Source organism: Mycolicibacterium austroafricanum (assembly GCF_000612725.1).
In the GTDB taxonomy this organism is placed as follows: Bacteria; Actinomycetota; Actinomycetes; order Mycobacteriales; family Mycobacteriaceae; genus Mycobacterium; species Mycobacterium austroafricanum.
On record NZ_HG964460.1, the window covers coordinates 105618 to 126679 of the forward strand.

The window sequence follows — 21062 nt, forward strand, 5'->3', positions numbered from 1 at the left end:
TCCGGCAGAGATACGGGCAATTATGCCCGTATCTCTGATACGCTGCAGCAATGAGCCTGAGTTTCCACACATTCAATCGGGACACACGGCAGTTCTACCCCGCAGCGGGTGCAGTGGAGTCCTATCCCGGCGGTGACATCGCGGTGCGCCACCTGCAGCCCGCCCCGGCTGGTTCTGTTCCGGTCGCCTGGAATGCCGGCGGCACCCTTGACTACGCGGCGTTGGCACAGTGGGTGGCGTTCCATGCCGCTGTTAGCGGCATCGCGGCGCCGATCCTGGTGATGCCATACCTGCCTTCCGCTCGCGGCGACCACGACCCGACCGCGGACGCGCAGGTCTCCGCGCGGCTGACAGCGGCTACCGGGATCGGTCACGTGATCTGCGCCGACCCGCACTCACCGACATGGGCCGAGCACACCGGGTGGGACACCGCTGTGCACACCATCACTGCTGCCGACCTGATCGGCGGATCCACACTGATGGGCGCGCACTGGGAATGGGACGCGGTGATCGCCCCCGACAAAGGCGCCGTCGACCGCGCCGGCGCGGTGGCCCGGGTGCTCGGGGTCCCCCTGTTGACCGCAGGGAAGGCACGCGACGCCGCCACCGGCAAGCTCTCCGGTTTCACCGCACCCGACGGAATCGGGGCAGGGCGGTTCCTTGTCGTCGACGACATCTGCGACGGTGGCGGCACTTTTGCCGGACTCGCGCAGGTGATCGCCGCGGCGGCACCGAAAGCCGAGCTGCACCTCTGGATCACCCACGGGCTGTTCACCGGCCGCTGGCGCGAAAACCTGGCCACGCACTACGTCTCGATCACCGCGGCGGACACCACCGCCCCCAGTGAACCCGCCGCTCTGCCGCCCGAGGTGCGCGCAGTCCCGCTGCTGCCCGCTGTACTCGACGCCCTCACCCACTTCGCCGCACCCGTCGCGGCTCACTGAACAGGAGACCCACCATGACCTACATCCCGGCCGACTACACCGCCGAAACCCGCGCTGCACTGGCTGTTCTCATGGACACAGATGCCTACAAGTTGGACCACCGCCGCCAGTACACGACCGGCACCCAGTTCGTCTACTCCAACCTGACGGCCCGCAGTAGCCGCATCCCTGACCTCGACTGGACCGTATTCTTCGGCCTGCAGGCCTACCTGCTCGACCTGACTGAGCGCTGGGACCGGTTCTTCACCGCGGACATCGACGCCGTGTGCCGCGCCTACGAAGAGCGCGTCACCGACATCGTCGGCCCCAACGGTGTTGGCTCCGAGCACATCCGGGAGCTGCACAGCTACGGTCGCCTGCCGCTGCGGTTCCGGGCACTGCCCGAGGGGACGGTCACCCCGATCGGCATCCCGTACCTGACCGTCGAAAACACCGATGAACGGTTCTTCTGGCTCACCAACTACATCGAGACCGACATGTCCGCCGCACTGTGGCAGCCGATCACCTCGGCGACCATCGCCTGGCGTAACCGCTGCCTGCTCGACGCGCGCGCTATCGCCAGCGGTGCCGACACCGCAGCTGTGGACTGGCAGGGCCACGACTTCTCTGCTCGCGGGATGGCGGGGATGGCAGCAGCGGCAGCTTCCGGTGCCGCGCACCTGCTCAGCTTCACGGGCACCGATTCGCTCTCGGCTCTGGGCTGGATCGACCGGTTCTATCCCGGTTCGCCGGCGGGCACGATTATCGGCGGATCGGTGCCCGCGACTGAGCACAGTGTGATGACAGCGGGCGGCCGTGACGGAGAGCTGGCGACCTTCGAGCGGTTGCTGGACCTGTACCCCACGGGCATCGTCTCGGTTGTCTCGGATTCGTTTGATCTGTTCCAGGTGCTGACTGAGTTTCTGCCGCAGCTCAAAGACAAGATCATGGCTCGCGACGGGAAGCTGGTCATCCGCCCGGATTCCGGTGACCCGGAGCTGATCCTGTGCGGTGATCCGGCCGCCGCTGCGGGCAGCCCGCAGCGTAAGGGTGTTATCAACCTGCTCGCCGAGACGTTCGGCACCACTGGGCCCAACGCGGCGGGTTTCAAAGAGCTGGATCCGCACGTCGGGGCCATCTACGGCGACTCGATCACCACCGAGCGCGCTGATTCGATTACGGCGAATCTGATGCGCCAGGGCTATGCCTCGACGGTCCCCGTCTTCGGATTCGGCAGCTTCACATACCAGTTCGTCACCCGCGACACCTTCTCGCTGGCGGTGAAAGCAACGTGGGTGCAGGTCGACGGGCAGGGGCGCGACATCTTCAAAGATCCCGCCACTGGTGCCGGAAAGCGCTCGGCGAAAGGTCGGCTTGCGGTGCTCGGGGGGATGGACGGATCGTTGGCGCTCGTGCAGCAGGCCAGCGCGGATCAGGAGGCGAATTCGCGGCTGCGCACCGTCTTCGACGACGGCCAGTTCATCGCGGCGGGCGCGTCACTGGCCGACGTACGGGCGCAGCTGCGCCGCAGTTGGATGCGGCACGCGAGAACCGCGGACACACTCGAAGCGGCCGCTGATATGCGCCCCATGCTCGCGGCGGGCATCTAGTGACGATCAACAGTCTGGTCCAGAGGCGGGGGACCGTCGACTTACCCGAATACACCGGCGAGCGCCGGTACATGGTGCCGTTCTTCCAGAGAGACGGCCTGCCAGTGGGGTTGGAGCGCTGGCGCGAAACCGTGGAGGAGATGCTCGATGGGCTCGTCACCGACCGCGAGGTCTACCTGATGATCGACCAGTCCTACGTCGACGCGGCGGCAACGCAGCGGCGGCCCGGAGCGCACGTGGATGGGTGGTGGCAGCCCGCACTGCGTCGACATGACCACGGCGGGCACCGCCTCGCACCCGGAGCACACGTCGTCGACCCGCGACCGCCGGGGCACAGGACCACGCCGTGGAACCCCGCCCACCGCGCCGCGCCCCAGCGTCCGGGCGGCGGACACGGCCTGGTGCGCTCGATCGTGCCGACGCACAGCGGAGAGCTTGTTGAGTCCGACCAACTGATCCTGTTGGCCTCCGATGTCACGGCCTCACGTGGCTGGGCGGGCGAGGCAGCCGGTGAGCCGGCAGACGGCGGCGATTGCGCGCACATCGACGTCACCGGTCTCGACCAGGTCGTGTTCACCGCGGGGCACTGCTGGGCTGGAAACGCACGCATGCTGCACGAGTCGACACCGCTGGCCGCTGGCGGGCTGCGCACCCTGGTGCGGCTCAACGTCCCGGTCGACGATGCCGCCGCGGTGTTGGCACCATGACCGGCGGTCGGATGCTCTCACGCCGAGAGGCACCTGGGCATGAATATGGTTGGTTCGTGCCAGACCCCGAGCCGCCGCCGCCGCCCCCAGCCGAGAGGCGCACCTGGCTCTCGGTCGACTTGGTGGCCATCACCGCTGATCCTCACGATCCGGCGCTGGTGCTCTACCGCAGGGAGAGGGCCCCGCACGCAGGGAAGCTGACGCTGCCCGGAGCGGTGATGGACCCTGCCAAAGGACAGACGGTTGCCGAGACCGCGGCATGGATCGCAGCTGAGCGGGCCCATGCCGAGGTGGTGCCGGGCGCGGTGCCGTTCCCGATCAGCGTGGTGTCTGATCCCAAACGCGACGAGCGCGGACACACGGTGTCGCTGGTGTGCCTGACCCGTGTCCGTGTGCCGGAAACAGGCAGTCCTGTCGTGCTGGTACGTACTGGTGACCGATTGCCGAAGCGGATGCCGTTCGGACACAACGCGATGCTGGCAGCTGCGGCGTCACGGGCGCTGGACACTGTGTTCGTCGACGCAGCGGTGGCCGGGGCGCTGGTCTCGACGGAGGTGGAGCACGGTGTCACCGTCGGATCGCTGACCGCGACGTTGACGCTGCTGCACCGCCTCGCCGGTGGCGATCCCGCTACTGTGCCCACCGCCGAGGCGGTGCGCCGGCGCCGGTCGCGGTCCGCAGTGCTCGCGGTGGGTGGGACTGTCGCTGCGGTGACGCGGCCCGAGGCGGTGCTGATCTCAGTGGCGGGCTGATTCAGCGGCCATCTGCACGGCGTGTGCGTTGCGGCTGTCTCACCTTCGGTCTATTCTCTAAAATAGAGAACTGATCGCGAGGGGTAGACATGCACAACGCAGACCTGACCGCCGAGCCCGACGTCACGGCACACGCCTGGGAGATCCGGGCCGAACGCGTCGAGGTGTTCAAGTCCAAGATCGAGCAGGCAAACCGCAAGCTGGAGCGCGCCGGACTCGACGCACGCTTCGAAGTGACCTACACCGACTTCGAGAAGCGGTACGGACTCACCTCCGGAGCGGAGATCCCCGCCACGACAGCCGAGACGGTGTTCGTCACCGAGCCTTGGGTGCGTGCCGAAATGAGCGGGCCACTGAGCCTGGCGCACGGGCACTTCACCTTTGTGGCAGCACTGGTGCCCGAAGAGGCCGGTATCACCGTGCATTCGGCCCCTGGTCAGGAACTCGACGGCTTCGTCCCGCGCGGTGACAATGCGTGCGAGCACTGCGGTGTCGCGCGCAATCGGACACGGCTCTACCTCGTCCGCGACGAGCGCACCGGCGCCATCATCCAGCTCGGCCACACCTGCATCGAGATGTACACAGGGGTGTCCCCGAAAGGTCTGTGGGCGTTGACCTACGACGACACGTTGGCCGAGATCGCGCTCGATCGCGGTGGTCCGGCGCGGCGTCCGCTCGGCGCATCGGTGAACGCGGTACTGGCTTACGCGTACGCGCACTCCGATCAGGGGCGCTCCTACCAGGCTGCGTCCGGGTGGGGCGTGTCCACCGGCGGACAGGTCCGGATGAGCCTGTTCGGATCCATCCACCGACTTAAAGAAGCCGACCGTGCCTACTACGTTGCCAAGGCAGCAGAATCAGCGGTCTACGCTGCGGACACCACGCTGATGGATGCCATCAAATCCAGCGTGGACGCGACCGATGTCGACAGCGACTACGGCCGCAACCTGCGGGTGATCCTCGGCGCCGAGACCGTCACCGGGCGCAACATCGGCATCCTGGCCTCCCTGGTCAAGGTCTATGCACGGGCCAAGCAGCTCGAGGTGGAGCGCGCCGCGACGGTCCTGGCGTCAGGGTTTATCGGCGAGGTTGGCGAACGCATCAAGAACATCACCGCCCGCGCCAAGACCGTGGTCTACAACGAGGGCATGTACGGCACCACCACTTTCTTGGTCGCCATCACCGACACCGGCCACACACTCGTGTGGGGTGCGAGCAAGAGTCTCGATGTCGAGGTCGGTGACTGGTTCACCATCGCTGCTGCCACCGTCAAAGAGCATGGTGAATTCAACGGCATCGATCAGACGGTGATCGCGCGCCCGTCGAAGTTCACGGTGCTGCACCCGGAAACGGCAGCGGCGTGAGTGCGACAGGTCAGCCGCGCAGGCTCAGCAGACAGCAGATTGAGGCACTGAACGCTGAGCCTGGCAGGCGGGCCGCAGTGGAACCCACGGATGCCCGCCGTGCGGCGCTGCTGCGAGCCAGGCAGGGTCTCGCGCTGCTACTGGTCGGCGTGCCGCGGCTCGCTTACTAGTTTGCGCGGGTGTCGCGTTGTATGCAGGCGATCATCATTAGCGAAAGGTGCTGCCACGAAATGGCTGACAACAAGATCGTAGTTTTCGACTTCACAGGTGTGCGGTTTCATGACAGCCACACTGGAATCAGCTCTGAATTGCTCACGGTCGGCTACCAGTACGCCGACGCCATCGAGGAGACCGTCACATTGGCCGAAAGCACCCTGAACTGGGAAAGGGATCGTGATCTGCGGTGTATCCACTTCGGACGGTACGCGGTGCTTGAGGCCTACATCGCAGGTGGCAACCGGTGGGTTACTGACTGGAGCAGTGCAGCCTCCGCGCTGCGGAGGTTTCAGGCTGTCCTCACCGAACTGGGGGTCAGATCTGTTAAGGCGTACGAGACGGCGCACTGGCCGCCCCGCTTCGGGTGTTTCGATGCGCCCGAGACCAACCCACTTGTGCCACCGGCACAGAAGGCCGGAGGGTAGCGCAGGCGTTGCAACCTGGGCTGGCGCGGGCGCAGCATGCTGTGGTCGACCGCGCTATAGCTGCAGGCATCCCCGGTGTGCGGCGTACTGCATCCCGTGGCGACCCTCTCGATACCAGACCCCATCGACATAAACCCGGCGGCGGCTGCCGCACAGCGGATCTGGCGCCGTGCAGTCGTAGTTCCCGCTGTAGTCCCCGGGTGAGAACGGGTCAGTGATCTCGATGCCGGCCATCAGACCGCGCAGGGCCGCGGGAACTCGTCGGGGGAGACGGTGGTGCGGTCGATTCCGTTGGCGTCGGCGATCTGGTTCAGGGCGTCCTCGATGTCCATCCCGCGCGCGCCAGGGGAGGCAACTCCGGTCCGGATCAGCTCCTCGACGAGTCGGCCGGGGGTGTAGTTGATGCCCTTGTAGATATAGCGGTCCACGCGTGCTCCTCCAGTAGCAGATGTTCAGGGCTTGCAGCGCGCGACTGTGGCAGCTTCTGACCGTCGCCGGGGCCCGGGGCGCGCACGTGGGCAGGTGGGCGGCCGACCGGCGCCGGTCGGGCACCCGCCGGAGCACGGTGGCGATCGGCGCGGCGATCGTGCACTGTGGACGGCATGTGCGCACATCACGCCGGAGATTCCGGCACTGATGGCCGATCAGCGGTGTCAGCGGCGCACTCAATCATGCGCTCAAAGCAGTGCTCAATCACATGCTCAACGGCGCGATCACAGCGACGCTCAAACGTGCAATAAGGCGGCCGATCACACCCGTGCTCAGCGGGGTGATCAGAATGCAGATCAATCTGCGGCTCAGCATGACGCTCGCAGGCGGCCTCAGCGCTCAGCTCAAGAGACAGCGCATGGATCGTTGCCGGGCCGCCGAGCTAGGAACGGGTCAGAGCCGATCCAGCTGGAGCCTGTCGGCGACTCCGTATGCAGCGGCGCGTGCACGCAGATGGTCGACCAGCTCTGCGGACGCCGACGAGGTGACGCTCAGCGCCGCGGCGCAGCGGTCGACGAGTATCGTCCGCACGATCTCATCGGCGAACGATGCCGTCGCGGCGACGACGTAATCGCACCGAAGGTGCACGGTCCAGCCGGCCAGGTCGCCGTCTACCGCCGCGAGGATTTGGCGGGCGCGGGCGCGCGAACCGGCGAGCACGGGAACATTCAGCGATCCCACCGGCGCGAGTGCCGGCGTTTCGTGGTCGCACATGCGTTGCCGAAGCGCGCTCAGCTGCTGGCGGGGTAGTTGTTCAGCTTGCGCATCGCGGCCTTGTCGCCGAGCGCGGCTTGCAGCACGGTCTCTGGATCGATGTACGTCGCCGCGGAAAGCGCCACCATCTCAGTCACCCGACAGGGGCGCTCACCCCGCTCGATCCGAGACAGCACCCGCCAGTCGATACCGGCCGCCTCCGCAAGGTCGCGTAGCTCGTATCCCGCGCCGTGCCGCGCAGCGCGCAGCGCCTCGCCGACAGATTCATCGGACAGTTCAAACTTGCGCTGCGGGTGCACAGGCATGCTCAGTCCTTTCGGGTGAAGTTCCAGCGCAGAGAGGTTAGCGTCCAGCCGCGCGTGCCATGTCAGGGACGTGACACAGCGTGCAGCTCGGTGCGACGATTGATCACCGTTTCCAGCAACTTCTCCGGTTTCGAGCCGCTTGCGTGTGCCAGCGCGACCAGCTCGGTCACACGGCACGGGCGGTCGCCGCGTTCAATGCGGGACAGCACCCGCCAGTCGATCCCGGCGGCGTCGGCTAGATCGTGGAGCTTTTGCCCGACACGCAGACGTTCGGCGCGTACAACAGCGCCGACAGCAGTGTCTGCCAGGGTGAATGTGCGCTGCGGGTGCACGGGCATGTCGGTCCTTTCCAGGGATTCTCCAATACAGAGACTAGCGCGATGGGCGCGCGATTCGCGGACAACGGCGATGAGGACGTGACACTGGTCGTCTGACCTGGTGACACGCCCCCAACGCCTGGCCGCTAGTCGGACTCGAAGATGCGGACGCCGTAGCCGAAAGCGCTGGTGTCCGCGCATCCGTAGCCGGCCACCGCCACCGCGGCTCGAATGTTCTCGGGATCCTCCCCGAGCTTGGTCAGCTCCGCGATCGCGTACTTCTCGGCGGCAGGGCGGTCCGGAAACTCCGCCTTGCCGAAATACTCACGGTTGCTGATTCGCTGGAACTCGCAGATGAACATGGCGCAGTGCCCTTTCGTGGGTGCGGATAGATCTCCCCGGGGGCACCGTTGTCGCCTCCGGGAGGCCGGAGGCTGGCACGTTGATCGGTTAAGTAACGGCTACGGCGCGGGCACTGCGCGGGGTCTGCAGTTGCGGGTGCGCGCCGCGGTGAGTAGCCCGCATCACCCAGTTGCGAGCAGGCGCGAGGCCACCCGGCGCTGATAGCCGATACCGGGCGCATCGGCGAGCAGGTCCGTGGGTGCTGGAGCACCTGCGATACCCGCCGCTTCATCGAGCGCGGCTGCATATGCGCGCGGCAGCAGCGCGGTGATCGACCGCGGAGCGATACCGGCCAATTGTTCGGCGATCGTGGCAGGCGCAACTGAGCGGGGGTCGCCCATCTTCACGTCGTAAGGCTCCAACTCACGTTCGCACTCGACCAGGCCGTGAAGCGCGGACAGGATCAACACCCGCCCCGCCTGTTCGCCCGCGACCCGGCGCGCTGCGCGAAGCATCAGCGCGAAATGCGGTGACGTGTACAGCTCGGCTGCTGGCGCGCGGCGTTCCAACTTGGCCGCGCCACATGCGAGGACCACGATCGGCTCCGCGTCGGGCATGCCAGCTGGTTCAGCGTGTTCGGCAACTCCGGCCGCGACAAGATCGTGAGCGGCGAGCAAGTCGACGTGGGCCGGGCCGTTGACCGCGGCGAGCACAGCTGCGGCGAACTGGCGCCCGGCTGCCATCGTGGTATGCCGCGAATGCGCGGCCAAGACACCGCCGGCGACACGGATTCGCATGAACCACGCGCCATGGGTGCGCGCCCCTTCCGCATCGTTGACGCGATACAGCTCGATGGTGTGGGTGTCGGTGGTTGCGGTGTGGATTGTCAGGGTGCCGCAGGGGTGGGGGACCGGGCGGAATATCAGCAGCGGAGCAGGGCGGGTGTCAGGGTTCTCGGCTGCGTCGACGGCGTTGGTCGTCTGCGTCATGTTGTCCCCCTGTTTATTTCGTCGAGCGTGATCGTCGAGCGATGCGTGCTATTCTCTAAAATAGAGAATACATGTAGGAGGAGACAGTAGCTAAGGCGCACGCGACAATCGTGACCAGGGACGACCAGCGTCTGTGCGACGCGCAGCGGTTGGAGGCGATTCGGCAGGTTCTCGACAACCTGTGGATCGCTCAGCACCACAGCGCCAGGTGTGTCACCACCGCGGGCGCCGACGAGGTGCGCCACGAAGCCGTCGAAGAGATCCGGACGATCACTGACAGAACCTGGCGCCCGGCTGCCAACCCCGCGCCCGCGTTCTGGCGCCGTCCCAGGTTGGGCGCCTGATGGCCCCGGAGTTTCAGCGTGGCGACGCGGTGGTGTTCGTGCGCACCCAGACGACACACACCGTCGGTGTCCCGAACGCGCAACGGGTCAGCGTCACCGTCGGCGTGGTCGTTTCCGTCACCCGTGACGGGCGTATCAAGTCCTACCGCAGCGGCGCCGACGGCTCACCGGTGCGTCTGCACCGGCACTCCGTCGAGCACCGCGCCCAGGCGTACCGGCAGCCGAGAACGGGATGGGACATCGACGCCATCGCGGCGTACTGCGCCGCTCGTCCCTGGGCGCACGCTCCCCACCGCCGCGGTGCGCCGTTCGACGGGCTGGACCAGGCACGCGCCGAGCTGCGCCAGTTCCGCCTCGGAGCCGCAGTATGAGCGCCCGCCCGGGTGGTCCGGGTGGTCCGGGTGGTCCGGGTGCAGCAGGGAGGTGGGCACCGGTGGAGATCGAGCGCCACGATGCCGAGCAGCCGGTCTACGTCGAGGGCGGCGACCCGATCAGTGACGACTGGCTTCGCGACGAGTGGTGGCGTGCCAACAATCCCGGCGCCAGTGCAGCACGGGGCGTTCTGTGCGCGATGGCCGCCGCTGCGATCCTGTGGCCGGCACTGATCGCCGCGGGATTCTGGGTGTGGAGCCTGTTCGCTTGAGCTTCCCGCCTGCGCCCGACGACCTGGGATGCGCTTCCAAGAGGAGACCGCTGATGGCAATCGACCAGAAGTACCGACCCGTTCCGGAGCACCGCCACGTCCGTGGCCGGACCGCGCCCGCGGCCATCAGCGTCCGAACGCATTTCATGTACTCGGAGCCGCAGCCGGGCAAAGCTCCTGACGCGCCCCGGCACATCTTCTGCTACGCCGCGAGCGTCACCGACGGCGGCGAGTTCACTGACAGCTTTGAGGACTACAACACCGTGGCTTCCACGGTGGGTCGGATGGTGGCGGCGTTCGGTGATGACGCCGACCTTGAGATTCAGGTGCGCCGGCGACAAGCTGGCACGATCGACAATCCACACCTCGCACAGGCGGAGGCAGATGCCGCCGATGCCCGCGAATTCGGCCGATTGGTCAGCTGGCTTCGTGAGAACTGTGCGCAGACGCAGCTGGCGGGGGAGAGCCCTGTCGATTGGGCCCTTCGACTGCTCGGCGGCGCATCGTGATCACGTTGCGACGGCTGTGGCATGAGGTGGTGCTCAAGCACGGGGCAGCCTGGTCGGAGATGAGCGCCGGCACTGTCTCGCGTCGGCGCGGCGTCGTGCTGGAGTGTCGCTGCGGTCGGCGGTGGCTGTCGCGTGCACCGTGGGATCGCATGTCGTGAACGAGTTTCTGACCCGGTTGCTGAACGGGCTCGGCGGTAGTACCGGGGGCCTACACGACGGGGTAGCGCTGCTTTCTCGGCTGTGGCGACAGATATGCGGGTAAGTGTCGCCACCGCTGAGAGGTGACGACACCTCTTTGTCCGACGGATGTGTCGCCATCGTTGGAGCATAACGACACGTATACGAGTAAGTGTCGCTATCATGGAGGCATGGCGACACTTCCTGCGCTTAGCTACGAGACCCTGCACTGGACGCCCAGTCACGGCGGCAGCTACTCCCGGTCATCTCGCCGGGGCGGGCCGTACCAGGTGGCGATCCCCCCGACTATCGCCGACCTGCAGGTGGCGCTGCCACCGGATGTGTACACCGCAGCCGAGGACGCCAGCCTCGCCATCACCCGATTCGACGCCGAAATCGGCGCCGAGATCGCCCCGTTCTCGGCTGTGCTCCTGCGCAGCGAGTCCGCGGCCAGTTCCCGTATCGAAAACCTCACCGCGTCCGCACGCTCGATCGCGGAGGCCGAGCTGCCAGGCGGTAAGGGCAAGGCCAATGCCGAGCAGATAGTCGCCAACACCGCGGCGATGACCGCCGCTGTCGAACTGTCCGATTGTGTTGACGCCGACGCCATCTTGGCCATGCACGCCGCGCTGATGGTCGGCCAGCCGCGTCACACTCCGGGGCAGTGGCGTACCGAGCCGGTGTGGATCGGAGGCGGGAACAGCCCGCTGGGCGCGATGTTCGTCCCGCCCCGCCACGAGCGCGTCCCCGCCGCGATCGACGACTTGATCGCTTTCTCCGCCCGCGACGACGTTGCGCTGCTCACGCAGATCGCGGTGGCGCACGCGCAATTCGAGACCATCCACCCGTTCACCGACGGCAACGGCCGCACCGGGCGGGCTCTGGTGCAGTCGATGCTGCGCAACAAGGGCCTGAGCCGGCAGGTGACGGTCCCCGTGTCCGCTGGGTTGCTGTCGGACACCGACGGCTACTTCGCCGCCCTCACCGCCTACCGCGAAGGCGATCTCGCGCCGATCATCGAGGCGTTCGCCCACGCCAGCGAGCGCGCAGTTGTCAACGGCCGCCAGCTGATCGCCGCGCTGCGCGAGATCCGGGCGAGTTGGAACGATCGGATCACCGCGCGGTCGGACTCTGCTGTGTGGCGGGTCGCCGACCTGTTGACTCGCCGGCCAGTGGTCAACGGTGTGCTGCTGCGCGATGAGTTGGGCATCTCCACCGACCATCCCCGCCGCTATCTCGGTCCGCTCGCCGAGGCAGGCATCGCCGTCGAGTTCACCGACCGGGCGCGCAACCGCGCCTGGCGTGCACCTGAAATCCTCGCGGCGCTGGACGATTTCGCCGAGCGGGCCGGACGGCGCGGGTGATCCTGTGATGCCCGCGCCGGAAGTGCAAACCGGCCGTTTGTCGCGACATCGCCCGTCTCGACTGTGCCTCCGCCGTCGGCGAGGCGATACACGGGGAATGGTCCCCGGCGGCCAGAGACAACTACGCCCGGCTGGTGTCAGAGGTCTCGGGTCGGGCGCGCTCGCCTGATGCCACCCTGCGGGACCGGTCGGCGCAGCGTACCGGCCTGATTGTTGAGCCGGGCGTTGCAGGTGCCGCCGCGGTTGAACCACCGCCCTCGACACGCTGATCGAGTACGTTCAGCGTGTGGCCACTCTCTTCAATGAGTTCGACCGCCCCGTCAATGACGCGGCGGTCACGGGTGAGCGCGACTCGAACGGCCGCACGTTCCTTGACGTTGCGTTCGAGCAGGTCAGCGTCGAGGCTGACACTCTCGTGCTACTTGCTGAGAGGTGACACTAGCTCGGAGTTTCGACGATCTGGTCGAACTCAACCGGAAGATCATCGGCGCAAGCGGGCGCGCCAAGCTCCTATAGTTCAACGATGCGCGACATCGATGAGGCCAGCAAGGCTCGCGCACTGTCACTGTTCGGAACCGCCGAGCTGGCGGCGTTCGAAGTCGGCACCACGCGCGGGCTGCAGCAGATCCACAGCTACCTGTTTGGCGGGCTCTACGACTTCGCCGGCCAGATCCGTTCACGCGACATCAGTAAAGACGGGTTTCGGTTCGCCAGCTCGATCTATCTACACGACGCGTTGCGGCAGATCGAGAAGATGCCCGAATCCACATTCGAGAAGATCATCGAGAAGTACGCCGAAATGAATGTCGCACACCCGTTCATGGAGGGTAACGGGCGCAGTACGCGGATCTGGCTCGACCTGATCTTGAAGAAAAACCTGGGAAAGTGCGTCGACTGGGCGGCGGTCGACAAGCACGAGTACCTGGAGGCGATGAAGCGCAGTCACGTGAAAACCACCGAGCTGCGCGAACTGCTGCGCGGCGCTCTCACCGACAGGGTGGATGACCGCGAGGTCTACATGTTGGGCGTCGAGCAGTCGTACTACTACGAGGAACCCGACAACTACAAGGGCTGAGTTCGCGCCAACACGACCCGCGGTCACTTTTGAGCGGCGGCGGTTTCCATGGACGACTCTGCTCGCGCATCTCGGTGGGCTGACGGAACCTGCTCACGTCTGCCGGGGCGCGCGGCTGAACATCACCCCACGGGGCGGTAGCCGCCTGCGTGGGGAGCGATCCACCGACAGTCGGCGCCGGGTTTCAGAAGTCGAGCGCGGCGTCGTCGGCGTCCAACACTGTGCGCGGGTGGTACTCCCGGGAGGGCATCAGCGCGATGCGTTCCTCGCCGCGTCGGCGCAGTCTGGCCAGCTCGGCGTCGTTGGCGCCGAACAGCGGCACACCTAGCACCGTCGCCGCGCTGAACACGGTGCCGATGGCCACGCCGGGTGCGCCTCTCTCGATGGCGGTGATAGTGCGCGGACCGACACCGACTCGCATGCCCAGTTCGGCGGCCGTCCAGTTCTTGTCGTGGCGCGCCAGGCGGATCTGTGCACCGAGTACGGCGAGGGCGTCCGCTCCCGCACGGGTCGGTGCTACCGCCTTCTTCACTGGTCTGCCTACCTTAAAGCGTCACTAGTAGTCATTTAATGACATTTTATAGCCAGCAGAACAACGTGTGCAGCAGCCGCGAGATCAAAATGCCGCGGTGTGGCCGATGCGCAAGGTTGCACTTATAACTGACACCCCATATCCTCGGATGTAGACGGGTTGGGGTGATGACATGACTGCCACGTTGGCGCGCTCGATCCTGGTCGAGCAGCGCGCAGTCGATCAGGCTAGGGAAGCTCAGCAGTGGATCGAGCATCGCGACGCGCTCGCGGTCGTGCCCGAGGCCGGCCGCCCGATCAAGCTGCCACGCGAACTTGCCGCACTGCTCGAACAGATCATCTCCACGCTTTCGGCGGGCGGCACGGTCACCGTCGGAGTGATCCCCGAACAGCTGAGCACCACCGAAGCTGCGGCGCAGCTGGGGGTTTCGCGGACCACGCTGATGAAGCTGATCGCCGCTGGCGAGATCGCATCGCACAAGGTCGGCAGCCATCACCGGTTGCTTGCCAAGGACGTGCATGCGTTCCGTGAGCACCGGCGCGCACAGCGACTGGACGCTCTGGCGCAGCTTCGGGAACTAGACGACGAGGCGGGCTTGGGCACCTGACAGGCGGGCATTCCGTTGCGGTTCCCGGCATGCCTGTGTCCCGCGTCCTGATCGACGCGAATGTCGCTTATTCGCGGACGCTGCTCGACCGGGTCAGCCAGCTGAGCCTTCGCAGCAACATGTTCGCGGTCTTCTGGACCGAGGACATGACGTCGCGCTTCTGATCACTCGAGCGTTCCGCCGCTCGCTCAGCTCTCGAAGGCCAGCGTCGCGGTGAACAGCGTGTGACCAGGTGCGAGGCGATACGTCACGGACGCGCGACGTGGTGGGCCAGCAGTGCGCGCGTCCGTGCCGGGATCCCCGATTCCGCCGACATCCGAGCCGCCGCCCGGGCGGCGTCGCCGCGCTGCCCGCTGCGGACGACATCCGGGTCGCCCATCCGCCACGGCGTCGCGATATAGGCCGGGCGGGTGTCGACGATCTCCAGCAGCGTGCCGACGTCCTTGACGTCGTTGTCCGAGATTCGCACGGTGCGGGCCAGCGCCTTGAGGACGAACGCGGGCTCCACATCAGGGATCGGAACCTCGAAGGACACCGACGACGTGTCGGCGAGCCGGGCAGTCACTGACACGCTGATCGGCTCCACCGCCAGGGCGAACAGCAGTCCCGGAGCCGCATCGAACGCACGACCGGCGATCGTCTTGGTCCTTTCCCGGCCGGTCGCGGGCACGAGCAGGTCGATCGCCAAATCGCCGCGCACGTAACGGTTCCCGCACTCCGGCAGGTATCCCAGCCGTGTCAGTTCGGCGTGGAAGTCGCCGCCGGCTGCTACCGGCGTGTCGATCCCGGTGTCGGTGTCGGCGGACATGCGCGGGGTTCCGGGGTGGTGATAGATGTGCCGGAGCAGATACACCATCTGCCCGCCGATGATCCGGTAGTTGGAACGGCCCGCAGCCTCGGCCAAGTCACGCAACGCCAGCATCGCGTGGTCTTCGCTGGCGCTGGTGCAGGCAAGGTTCACGGAAACGGAAGTCATGTTCGGTTCGCAATCCACTCGCGGAGACGGTCTGGTGCACCATCGTCGCCTCCGGGCCGGGAAACCATGTCCTGCAACACGACCACCGGGTCGACGGTGGGGGGCGCCGGATCGACGGTGGAATCCGACCACCACCGGGCTGTGGCCCACACAGTCGAGTCCTCGGGCACGCGCAGCACCAGCGTCGCCTCGGCGTGCGTGGCCGGAACCAGTTGCGCCACCGAGAGGTCGATCAGCTCCCGCGCGTAGACCAGGCCCTGCGTGGGCACCCGCCACGGATTGAGCCAGTCCGCGGCGACTTCGCCGCCGGCGCGCGCGTCGACCTCCAACTCGGCGGCCGTTGTAAGCACGCGGCGGACCTGCTCGACGACGGGGGCCAGTCCGTACCAGTACGTCTCGGCGTGCGAGTCGCCCGTCGGGTGTCCCGACAGCTGTGCCAGCGACGCGCGACGGTCCTCGACGGTCATGGGCGTCGACGGCAGACGCTGTTTGGCCGCCATCTGCGATACCGCCTGCTGCGAGACACCCACAGCTGAGGCGATGTCGCGCTGACGCAGGTGATCGCGTGCCAGCACGCATACCCTCAGCGCGGCGCTGCGGGTGCGGTCGTGGGCCGCGCTCGATCGGCTCGGTGGCCGGGCGGGGGCTCCGTAGCCATGCCCCTCCAGCACGAGTTCGCCCGTCACGGTGTCGAACAGGTCGATGTCGCCATGTTCCAGCAGAGCCTCGCGGGCGCGGTCGGCGATTCCGTCGCAGACGACGAGCAGGCGCTGTCCGGGCCGGGACCGCCGCTTGGACAGCACCCCGGCAGAGCCGGTCAGACGCCCGACACGCATGACGTCGACGGCAATGGGATCCCCGGCGGCGCGGTACACGAGACGGTGGGCGTCGCCCTCCAGGACGCGCACGCCCACTTCGGCGAGGCGCGAGGGAAGCGAGCGTTCGAACATACGGCTTATACTAGGCGGATCTGACACAGTCAAACAAGCGAATTCGATCTACATCGACTTGGATTGTATCCAGGCGACGAGATGCGTGATATCGATCAGGGCTGGACTTTCACCAAGAACAGGCGATCCGACGCCACAACGGATCACCGATGCGGCCTGGAAAGTGTTTTGAAATGTAATTATTGCGCCAATAGGTCCGATAAGGGACTATATGTGCATGGCGGAGATGACCGCTGCAGATGCTGCTGAGCATCTGCAGGTGTCCCAGCGGCAGGTGCGTCGGCTGGCGAGCAACGGCGTCCTGGCCACCACCCGGGTGGTGGGGCGCACGCTGCTGCTTGACGCCGCGTCGGTGCATCAGCTGGCCGGGCGCACGCGCCACAACGGACGGCCGTGGACCGCGGCCACGGCATGGGCCGCACTCGCGCTGTTGTCCGGTCAGCACGCCCCGTGGATGGACTCGGCGGCGCTGTCTCGCCTACGCCACCGCCTACGCGGTGCGCGCGCGACCGAGGTGGCGTGGCTGGCCCGCGGGCGTGCACGGGTGCACCAGATGCATGGCTGGGGGCAAGACGCCGGCCTGATCCTGACCGGTGTGAGCGCGCTGCGCGACCCGAAGCTGTCCGCGCTGTTCGATCTGTCCCCGGCTGAGCGGGGAGTGGACGGCTACGCCGCGGCGCGCCACTTCGATGACATGGTCACCGACCTGGGGCTGTTCGACGACGTCGAAGGTGACATCACCGTGCGCGTCGTTCCCGACGATGCCGGCTACGAGGTGGACCGCCCGCTCATCGCCGCCGTCGCGGTGGACCTTTCCGAGTCGCTGGACACCCGGGAAGCCGCTGCCGGGCAGCGGGTGCTCAATGATCTGCTCGACGCGTTCCGGACCGGTGATGGCCGCGCCGTCGGTCGATTCGACGAGGCCCGGTGAGCGCGCGGCCGGATCCGCAGACAACGGTGTGGAAGGTCAACGCACCGCCGGGCGGGTGGCCGCCGCCGTGGCCGCAGCTCGTCGAGATCGTGCAGGCCATCCCGCACACGCAGTGGACGCTGGTCGGGGGACTGATGGTGCAGCTGCACGCCGCGCACGCGGGACTGGCGCTCACCAGGCCGACGCGGGATGTGGACATGATCCTGCACATCGAGACCGGCGCCGCCACGTTCAGCGGCGTCCGTGACCAGCTGGAAAGGCTCGGGTACGCGCTGCACGAACCGATGGGCGAAGGTCCGGTGCACCGGTTTGTTCGTGGGCCGGACGGCGCGGAGACCGTCGATGTCATGGTGGCCGACCGGCTCCCTCCGAAATGGCACCCGAAAGCGTTGGGCCGCGCGGTGTTCGCCGTCCCCGGTGGCACCTCGGCGCTGCGCAAGACGGTGAACTGCGAAGTGGACACCGCAGAGACCACAGTGATACTCAGCGTCCCTGATGTCCTCGGCGCACTGGTGCTCAAGGGTGCGGCCTACATCGAGGACACGCGCGACCGTGGCCGCCACCTCGATGACGCGGCCGTGCTGGCCTGCGCGGCAACCGATCCGGCCGGTGACCGCGCCCGCATGATCGGCAGCGACCGGAGGCGGATCTTGGCGCTATGGCAGGTGCTCCACGACGAGAACCACCGGTCCTGGCTCGCCACCGGGACCAGCGCACGTCGCGGGCGCGCTGCGCTGCGGGTGCTGGTGGGCGGCTGAGACGTTATCGGCCGGCACACGGTCTGGCTGATCTCTTTGAGCGGTTTCCGGCGTGCGCAGTCGAGGACGTGACAGGTACGCTGACCTGCGGCGCAGCATGTGACCGGCGGGGATCGACGGCCAAGGCGTCACGTCCGAGGCGCCCGCGCGGCCACCGGATTCGGCCATCCTCCACCGGAGTGCACAGTCACCCTCGATTTATCGGCGCTAACCCCTGAGAAATGTTATTCCCGCAGCAGGTCCATTGAAGTGCCTGGTGAGCGCGTTTTCTCAGCGCGGAGGTGTACCCCAGACGAAGTAACTCGGGGTGACACCGAAAATGTCGGCCACCGCACACACTTCGTTGAGGCGCGGCGACGCGACCCCGTTGCAGTATCGGTACCACTGCGTCTGCGAAAGCTTGAGGTCAGGGTGCTCGACTTGCAACATCCTGTGGACGCTCAGCGGCGTCACACGCCGCTGCTGGCCGGTACGGGGCTGCACCGCGAGGTGGCCGCCCATCAGCGTCCGTAGGCGGTCTGCGAAATAGGCCGCGGCTTCATCGACTCTCGTGTTCTCCATGTGCCGACATTAAGGCCGCAAACGGGCCATTCAGGCTGCCGCGCACTAGGAATTTTCATCGCCCTGTCCCCGGTCGGAACTAGTCGAGCCCACCAGGCAAAACACCTGTAGCCGACACCCGAATCGTTGACCGGAACCGCATGGAAAAGCCACCGGACGGATCGCTGAACTGGGCAGATGGCATAGCCCCCGCAAGGCACATGACACCAGTGAGCACGCACGGCTCCGGAAGCCAAAAGACGTGACAGTCCCAGCTCAGCTAATGCACGCGTTCATGCACGTGCAAACGCCAGCGGCATCGAAAGCACCTGGACGGCGATAGGCTGCCACCATGCCGTCACTCGCCGTCCCAGCGGACGGTCCGGACACCGCCTTGGACCGCCGCACACAGGAGGCGATCCTGCGCGCGGCTGCGGCTGCCCAATCGCCGGGCACCCGGCGCGCTTACGACAGCGCCTGGGCCCGATTCGAACGCTGGTGTGCCACCCACCAGCACCGTCCGCTACCGGCACGTCCAGATGTCGTCGCGGCCTACCTCGTCGAAGCAGCCGAGACCGTCGACAGCGACGGCCGCCGTTCCTATGCCGCCGCGACGCTGGCCAAGTGGGTTGCGGCGATCAGCGACCGACATCGCCGCGCGAGCTGCGACAGCGACCCCACGCAGCACGCCCTGGTGCGCGCAACCGCTGCCGGTCTGCGCCGCGAATACGCGATCGCCGGTGACCGCCCCCGATCGCCGCGCGACCCGCTGCTGACCGAGGACATCATGGCTCTGGTCGAGACGGCCCGCGCCCAGGTGACCGGGTGGGCCAGTGGGGTCCGTGAAAGGCGTGACACGGCGCTGTTGCTGATGGGATTCGCCGGAGCGTTCCGCCGCAGCGAGCTGGTCGCACTGACCGGTGCTGACCTGGCACTGCACCCGCTCGACGGCATGCATATTCACGTGCGCCGATCCAAGACAGACCAGGGTGGCGAGGGCCGCGTACATGCACTTCCGCGCACTGAGGACCCCCGCCGTTGTCCGCCGTGCGCCTACACCCGCTGGGCCCTGGCTGTCTCCGCGTTCGACCGCGGCGGTCGCGCCGCACTCATCGCTGCGGTTAGTGGTGTCGACAGCGGCTTCGAGGACCATCTGTGCCGGCGGGCGCGACCAGCGATCACTGGGGGCCGGGCGGTGTTTCGCTCCATCGCACAGAACGGCAACCTCTCGACCGACGCGCTCTCCGGAGCCGCAGTGCACTCCGCGGTGCGCCGGCGTGCCGAGCGAGCCGGGTTCTCCGCCGACGAGGTCGCCAGACTCGGCGCGCACAGCCTGAGAGCCGGATTCGTCACCCAGGCCATCCGCAACGGCGCCGACACCGTGGCGATCATGCGCCAGACGGCCCACCAGACCCCGGCGATGGTGGCGCGCTACGCCCGAGAGAAGGCACCCCTGGTCGGCAACGCGGTCACCGAACTCGGGCTCTGACCGTGGCTGCCAACCGTCGGGAGCAGGCGGTGTGGGGCTTGTTCGCCGACTGGTGCGCGGCGCATGAGCAGCAGCCGTTGCCGGCCGCGCCGCTGACGCTGGCGCGGTTCCTGGCCGAGAATCCCGCCACGGTGGCCACCCAGCGCCGCCGTGTCGGTGTCGTCAACGCGGTGCACCGGCGTCGCGGACACCGACCGCCCGGGCACGTCGAGACGGTGCGCGAACTCATCGACAGTCGCCGGCGCGGCACCGTCGCTGCTCAGGCCGATGCCGCAGCAGCTGCGCTGGCCAGGCTCCCCAGACGCGGCTGGCCAACAGCGCTGTTCGCCCGCCGAGACGCAATGCTGCTGACGCTGGCCGCCGCTGCGGTGCCCTACACCCGGATCGCGTCGCTGCGCCTGGGCGACATCGACAGCGACCAGCGCGGTGACACCGTGTCGGTGACCTGCCCTGACGGGACGGCGTACACCGCCACAACGCCCGCAATCGACGCGTCCCCGGTCAGTGTGTGGGAGGAATGGCGGGAGATCCGTGGTCTCCAGCACCAGTTCCCGAGCCCGCGCATTGTCGCGGCTCATCTTCGGGGACAGCAGGTGCGCAACGCCGCTGCGGCGCCTGTGCATCTGCCGCTGTTCACGCCGATCGACCGCTGGGGCGACTGCGGCCTAGCGCCGACCGCGCTCACACCCGCCGCGGTCTCGGCAATCCTCGCCCCGCACCTGGAAGGCACGGCGCTTCCACATTCGCCGCTTCCGGCACCCGAAGCGCACCGCGCGAGACGTCCCGCGCCCCGAGCAGCGCCTGCGCCGGTACCGGAGACCGTCATGACACTGGACCCGGAAACCTTCGGCCGCGGCCTGGCCGCACGCCGCCGCGCGGCCACGGATCTGGCCGGAGTCACCGATGTGCTCGACGATGTTGAGGACCGCGCTGGCCGCCTACTCGATGACCTGCTGCGGCTGCTCGACGACCCAGACCCGGGCACACAGCGGTGACGCGCCCGGTGGCGGTTCG

The 21062-nt window shown here is 67.3% G+C and carries 29 protein-coding genes; 19 read left to right on the top strand and 10 right to left on the bottom strand.

The features are described from left to right. Positions 1–50: 50 nt before the first annotated feature. The 6 genes from BN976_RS29220 to BN976_RS29245 all read left to right on the top strand — a co-directional run bounded on the left by BN976_RS29220 (position 51) and on the right by BN976_RS29245 (position 5997). Entirely contained in the window at positions 51–944 is an 894-nt protein-coding gene (locus BN976_RS29220; RefSeq protein WP_051558631.1) for a phosphoribosyltransferase family protein, read from the top strand. 14 nt (positions 945–958) lie between these two features. Beyond that, positions 959–2533 carry a nicotinate phosphoribosyltransferase gene (locus BN976_RS29225; RefSeq protein ID WP_084182438.1) on the top strand — a complete coding sequence of 525 codons (1575 nt, stop codon included), beginning with the start codon at positions 959–961 and terminating at the stop codon, positions 2531–2533. Continuing rightward, a complete protein-coding gene (locus tag BN976_RS29230) occupies positions 2533–3240 on the top strand; it encodes a hypothetical protein (protein ID WP_051558632.1) in 708 nt (235 codons plus the stop codon). The genes BN976_RS29225 and BN976_RS29230 overlap by 1 nt, the downstream gene beginning before the upstream one ends. Positions 3241–3296: 56 nt before the next feature. Further along, complete coding sequence (locus BN976_RS32220; RefSeq protein WP_145978003.1) at positions 3297–3992, top strand: NUDIX hydrolase; 696 nt, start codon at positions 3297–3299, stop codon at positions 3990–3992. Positions 3993–4081: 89 nt separating this feature from the next. Continuing rightward, positions 4082–5356: a hypothetical protein gene (locus tag BN976_RS29240; protein ID WP_109489690.1), complete on the top strand. Its 1275-nt coding sequence runs from the start codon at positions 4082–4084 to the stop codon at positions 5354–5356. A 230-nt stretch (positions 5357–5586) separates the two neighbouring features. Then, a complete protein-coding gene (locus BN976_RS29245; RefSeq protein WP_145978004.1) occupies positions 5587–5997 on the top strand; it encodes a hypothetical protein in 411 nt (136 codons plus the stop codon). 233 nt (positions 5998–6230) lie between these two features. Here the strand turns inward: BN976_RS29245 and BN976_RS29250 are convergent, their stop codons facing one another. The 6 genes from BN976_RS29250 to BN976_RS32225 all read right to left on the bottom strand — a co-directional run bounded on the left by BN976_RS29250 (position 6231) and on the right by BN976_RS32225 (position 9153). Then, positions 6231–6425 (bottom strand): hypothetical protein, encoded by a 195-nt coding sequence (locus BN976_RS29250; protein WP_036376610.1) that lies wholly within the window; start codon positions 6423–6425, stop codon positions 6231–6233. 454 nt (positions 6426–6879) lie between these two features. Then, positions 6880–7167, bottom strand: a complete 288-nt coding sequence (locus BN976_RS29255; protein WP_036376886.1) for a hypothetical protein — start codon at positions 7165–7167, stop codon at positions 6880–6882. A 50-nt stretch (positions 7168–7217) separates the two neighbouring features. Continuing rightward, on the bottom strand, positions 7218–7505 hold the full coding sequence (locus BN976_RS29260) for a helix-turn-helix domain-containing protein (RefSeq protein WP_036376613.1): 288 nt from the start codon (positions 7503–7505) through the stop codon (positions 7218–7220). Positions 7506–7567: 62 nt separating this feature from the next. Continuing rightward, positions 7568–7843 carry a helix-turn-helix domain-containing protein gene (locus tag BN976_RS29265; protein ID WP_051558635.1) on the bottom strand — a complete coding sequence of 92 codons (276 nt, stop codon included), beginning with the start codon at positions 7841–7843 and terminating at the stop codon, positions 7568–7570. Between the two features lie 125 nt (positions 7844–7968). Then, positions 7969–8184, bottom strand: a complete 216-nt coding sequence (locus BN976_RS29270) for a hypothetical protein (protein WP_036376616.1) — start codon at positions 8182–8184, stop codon at positions 7969–7971. A 162-nt stretch (positions 8185–8346) separates the two neighbouring features. Continuing rightward, positions 8347–9153: a DUF6884 domain-containing protein gene (locus BN976_RS32225; protein ID WP_199559030.1), complete on the bottom strand. Its 807-nt coding sequence runs from the start codon at positions 9151–9153 to the stop codon at positions 8347–8349. Between the two features lie 110 nt (positions 9154–9263). Here BN976_RS32225 and BN976_RS29280 point away from each other — a divergent pair, with 110 nt between their 5' ends. The 7 genes from BN976_RS29280 to fic all read left to right on the top strand — a co-directional run bounded on the left by BN976_RS29280 (position 9264) and on the right by fic (position 13265). Next, positions 9264–9497, top strand: coding sequence for a hypothetical protein (locus BN976_RS29280; RefSeq protein ID WP_036376620.1), 234 nt, complete (start codon positions 9264–9266; stop codon positions 9495–9497). Next, positions 9497–9868: a hypothetical protein gene (locus BN976_RS29285; RefSeq protein WP_036376623.1), complete on the top strand. Its 372-nt coding sequence runs from the start codon at positions 9497–9499 to the stop codon at positions 9866–9868. Before BN976_RS29280 ends, BN976_RS29285 begins: the two co-directional genes overlap by 1 nt. 62 nt (positions 9869–9930) lie before the next feature. Further along, the gene (locus BN976_RS29290) at positions 9931–10140 is read left to right on the top strand and encodes a hypothetical protein (protein WP_036376626.1); all 210 of its coding nucleotides are present in this window, start codon (positions 9931–9933) and stop codon (positions 10138–10140) included. A 53-nt stretch (positions 10141–10193) separates the two neighbouring features. Further along, on the top strand, positions 10194–10649 hold the full coding sequence (locus BN976_RS29295; protein ID WP_036376629.1) for a hypothetical protein: 456 nt from the start codon (positions 10194–10196) through the stop codon (positions 10647–10649). 368 nt (positions 10650–11017) lie between these two features. Further along, positions 11018–12190, top strand: a complete 1173-nt coding sequence (locus BN976_RS29300) for a Fic family protein (RefSeq protein ID WP_036376632.1) — start codon at positions 11018–11020, stop codon at positions 12188–12190. Between the two features lie 286 nt (positions 12191–12476). Then, a complete protein-coding gene (locus BN976_RS33945; RefSeq protein ID WP_158498057.1) occupies positions 12477–12626 on the top strand; it encodes a hypothetical protein in 150 nt (49 codons plus the stop codon). An 87-nt stretch (positions 12627–12713) separates the two neighbouring features. Continuing rightward, a complete protein-coding gene (gene fic, locus BN976_RS29305; RefSeq protein WP_036376635.1) occupies positions 12714–13265 on the top strand; it encodes a protein adenylyltransferase Fic in 552 nt (183 codons plus the stop codon). Positions 13266–13449: 184 nt separating this feature from the next. On the opposite strand, the gene BN976_RS29310 is transcribed toward fic, so the two are convergent. After that, on the bottom strand, positions 13450–13797 hold the full coding sequence (locus BN976_RS29310) for a helix-turn-helix domain-containing protein (protein ID WP_036376639.1): 348 nt from the start codon (positions 13795–13797) through the stop codon (positions 13450–13452). 172 nt (positions 13798–13969) lie between these two features. Between BN976_RS29310 and BN976_RS29315 the strand changes: the two genes are divergently transcribed. Beyond that, the gene (locus tag BN976_RS29315) at positions 13970–14404 is read left to right on the top strand and encodes a helix-turn-helix domain-containing protein (RefSeq protein WP_036376643.1); all 435 of its coding nucleotides are present in this window, start codon (positions 13970–13972) and stop codon (positions 14402–14404) included. Positions 14405–14433: 29 nt separating this feature from the next. Then, complete coding sequence (locus BN976_RS34655; RefSeq protein ID WP_268748884.1) at positions 14434–14568, top strand: hypothetical protein; 135 nt, start codon at positions 14434–14436, stop codon at positions 14566–14568. An 83-nt stretch (positions 14569–14651) separates the two neighbouring features. Here BN976_RS34655 and BN976_RS29320 read toward each other — a convergent pair whose 3' ends face one another. Both BN976_RS29320 and BN976_RS34135 read right to left on the bottom strand, forming a co-directional pair. Next, positions 14652–15380 (bottom strand): hypothetical protein, encoded by a 729-nt coding sequence (locus tag BN976_RS29320; RefSeq protein ID WP_036376646.1) that lies wholly within the window; start codon positions 15378–15380, stop codon positions 14652–14654. Further along, the gene (locus BN976_RS34135; RefSeq protein ID WP_199559031.1) at positions 15377–16330 is read right to left on the bottom strand and encodes a hypothetical protein; all 954 of its coding nucleotides are present in this window, start codon (positions 16328–16330) and stop codon (positions 15377–15379) included. The genes BN976_RS29320 and BN976_RS34135 overlap by 4 nt, the downstream gene beginning before the upstream one ends. Positions 16331–16547: 217 nt before the next feature. Between BN976_RS34135 and BN976_RS29330 the strand changes: the two genes are divergently transcribed. Together BN976_RS29330 and BN976_RS29335 are read left to right on the top strand one after the other, a co-directional pair. Further along, positions 16548–17261, top strand: coding sequence for a helix-turn-helix domain-containing protein (locus tag BN976_RS29330; RefSeq protein ID WP_084182440.1), 714 nt, complete (start codon positions 16548–16550; stop codon positions 17259–17261). After that, a complete protein-coding gene (locus tag BN976_RS29335; protein ID WP_235622173.1) occupies positions 17258–18019 on the top strand; it encodes a nucleotidyl transferase AbiEii/AbiGii toxin family protein in 762 nt (253 codons plus the stop codon). The genes BN976_RS29330 and BN976_RS29335 overlap by 4 nt, the downstream gene beginning before the upstream one ends. A gap of 270 nt (positions 18020–18289) precedes the next feature. Here the strand turns inward: BN976_RS29335 and BN976_RS29340 are convergent, their stop codons facing one another. Continuing rightward, on the bottom strand, positions 18290–18580 hold the full coding sequence (locus BN976_RS29340; RefSeq protein WP_036376649.1) for a helix-turn-helix transcriptional regulator: 291 nt from the start codon (positions 18578–18580) through the stop codon (positions 18290–18292). Between the two features lie 331 nt (positions 18581–18911). Between BN976_RS29340 and BN976_RS29345 the strand changes: the two genes are divergently transcribed. Both BN976_RS29345 and BN976_RS29350 read left to right on the top strand, forming a co-directional pair. After that, complete coding sequence (locus tag BN976_RS29345; protein WP_036376652.1) at positions 18912–20048, top strand: site-specific integrase; 1137 nt, start codon at positions 18912–18914, stop codon at positions 20046–20048. A 2-nt stretch (positions 20049–20050) separates the two neighbouring features. Next, a complete protein-coding gene (locus tag BN976_RS29350) occupies positions 20051–21043 on the top strand; it encodes a hypothetical protein (protein WP_051558637.1) in 993 nt (330 codons plus the stop codon). Positions 21044–21062: the final 19 nt, after the last annotated feature.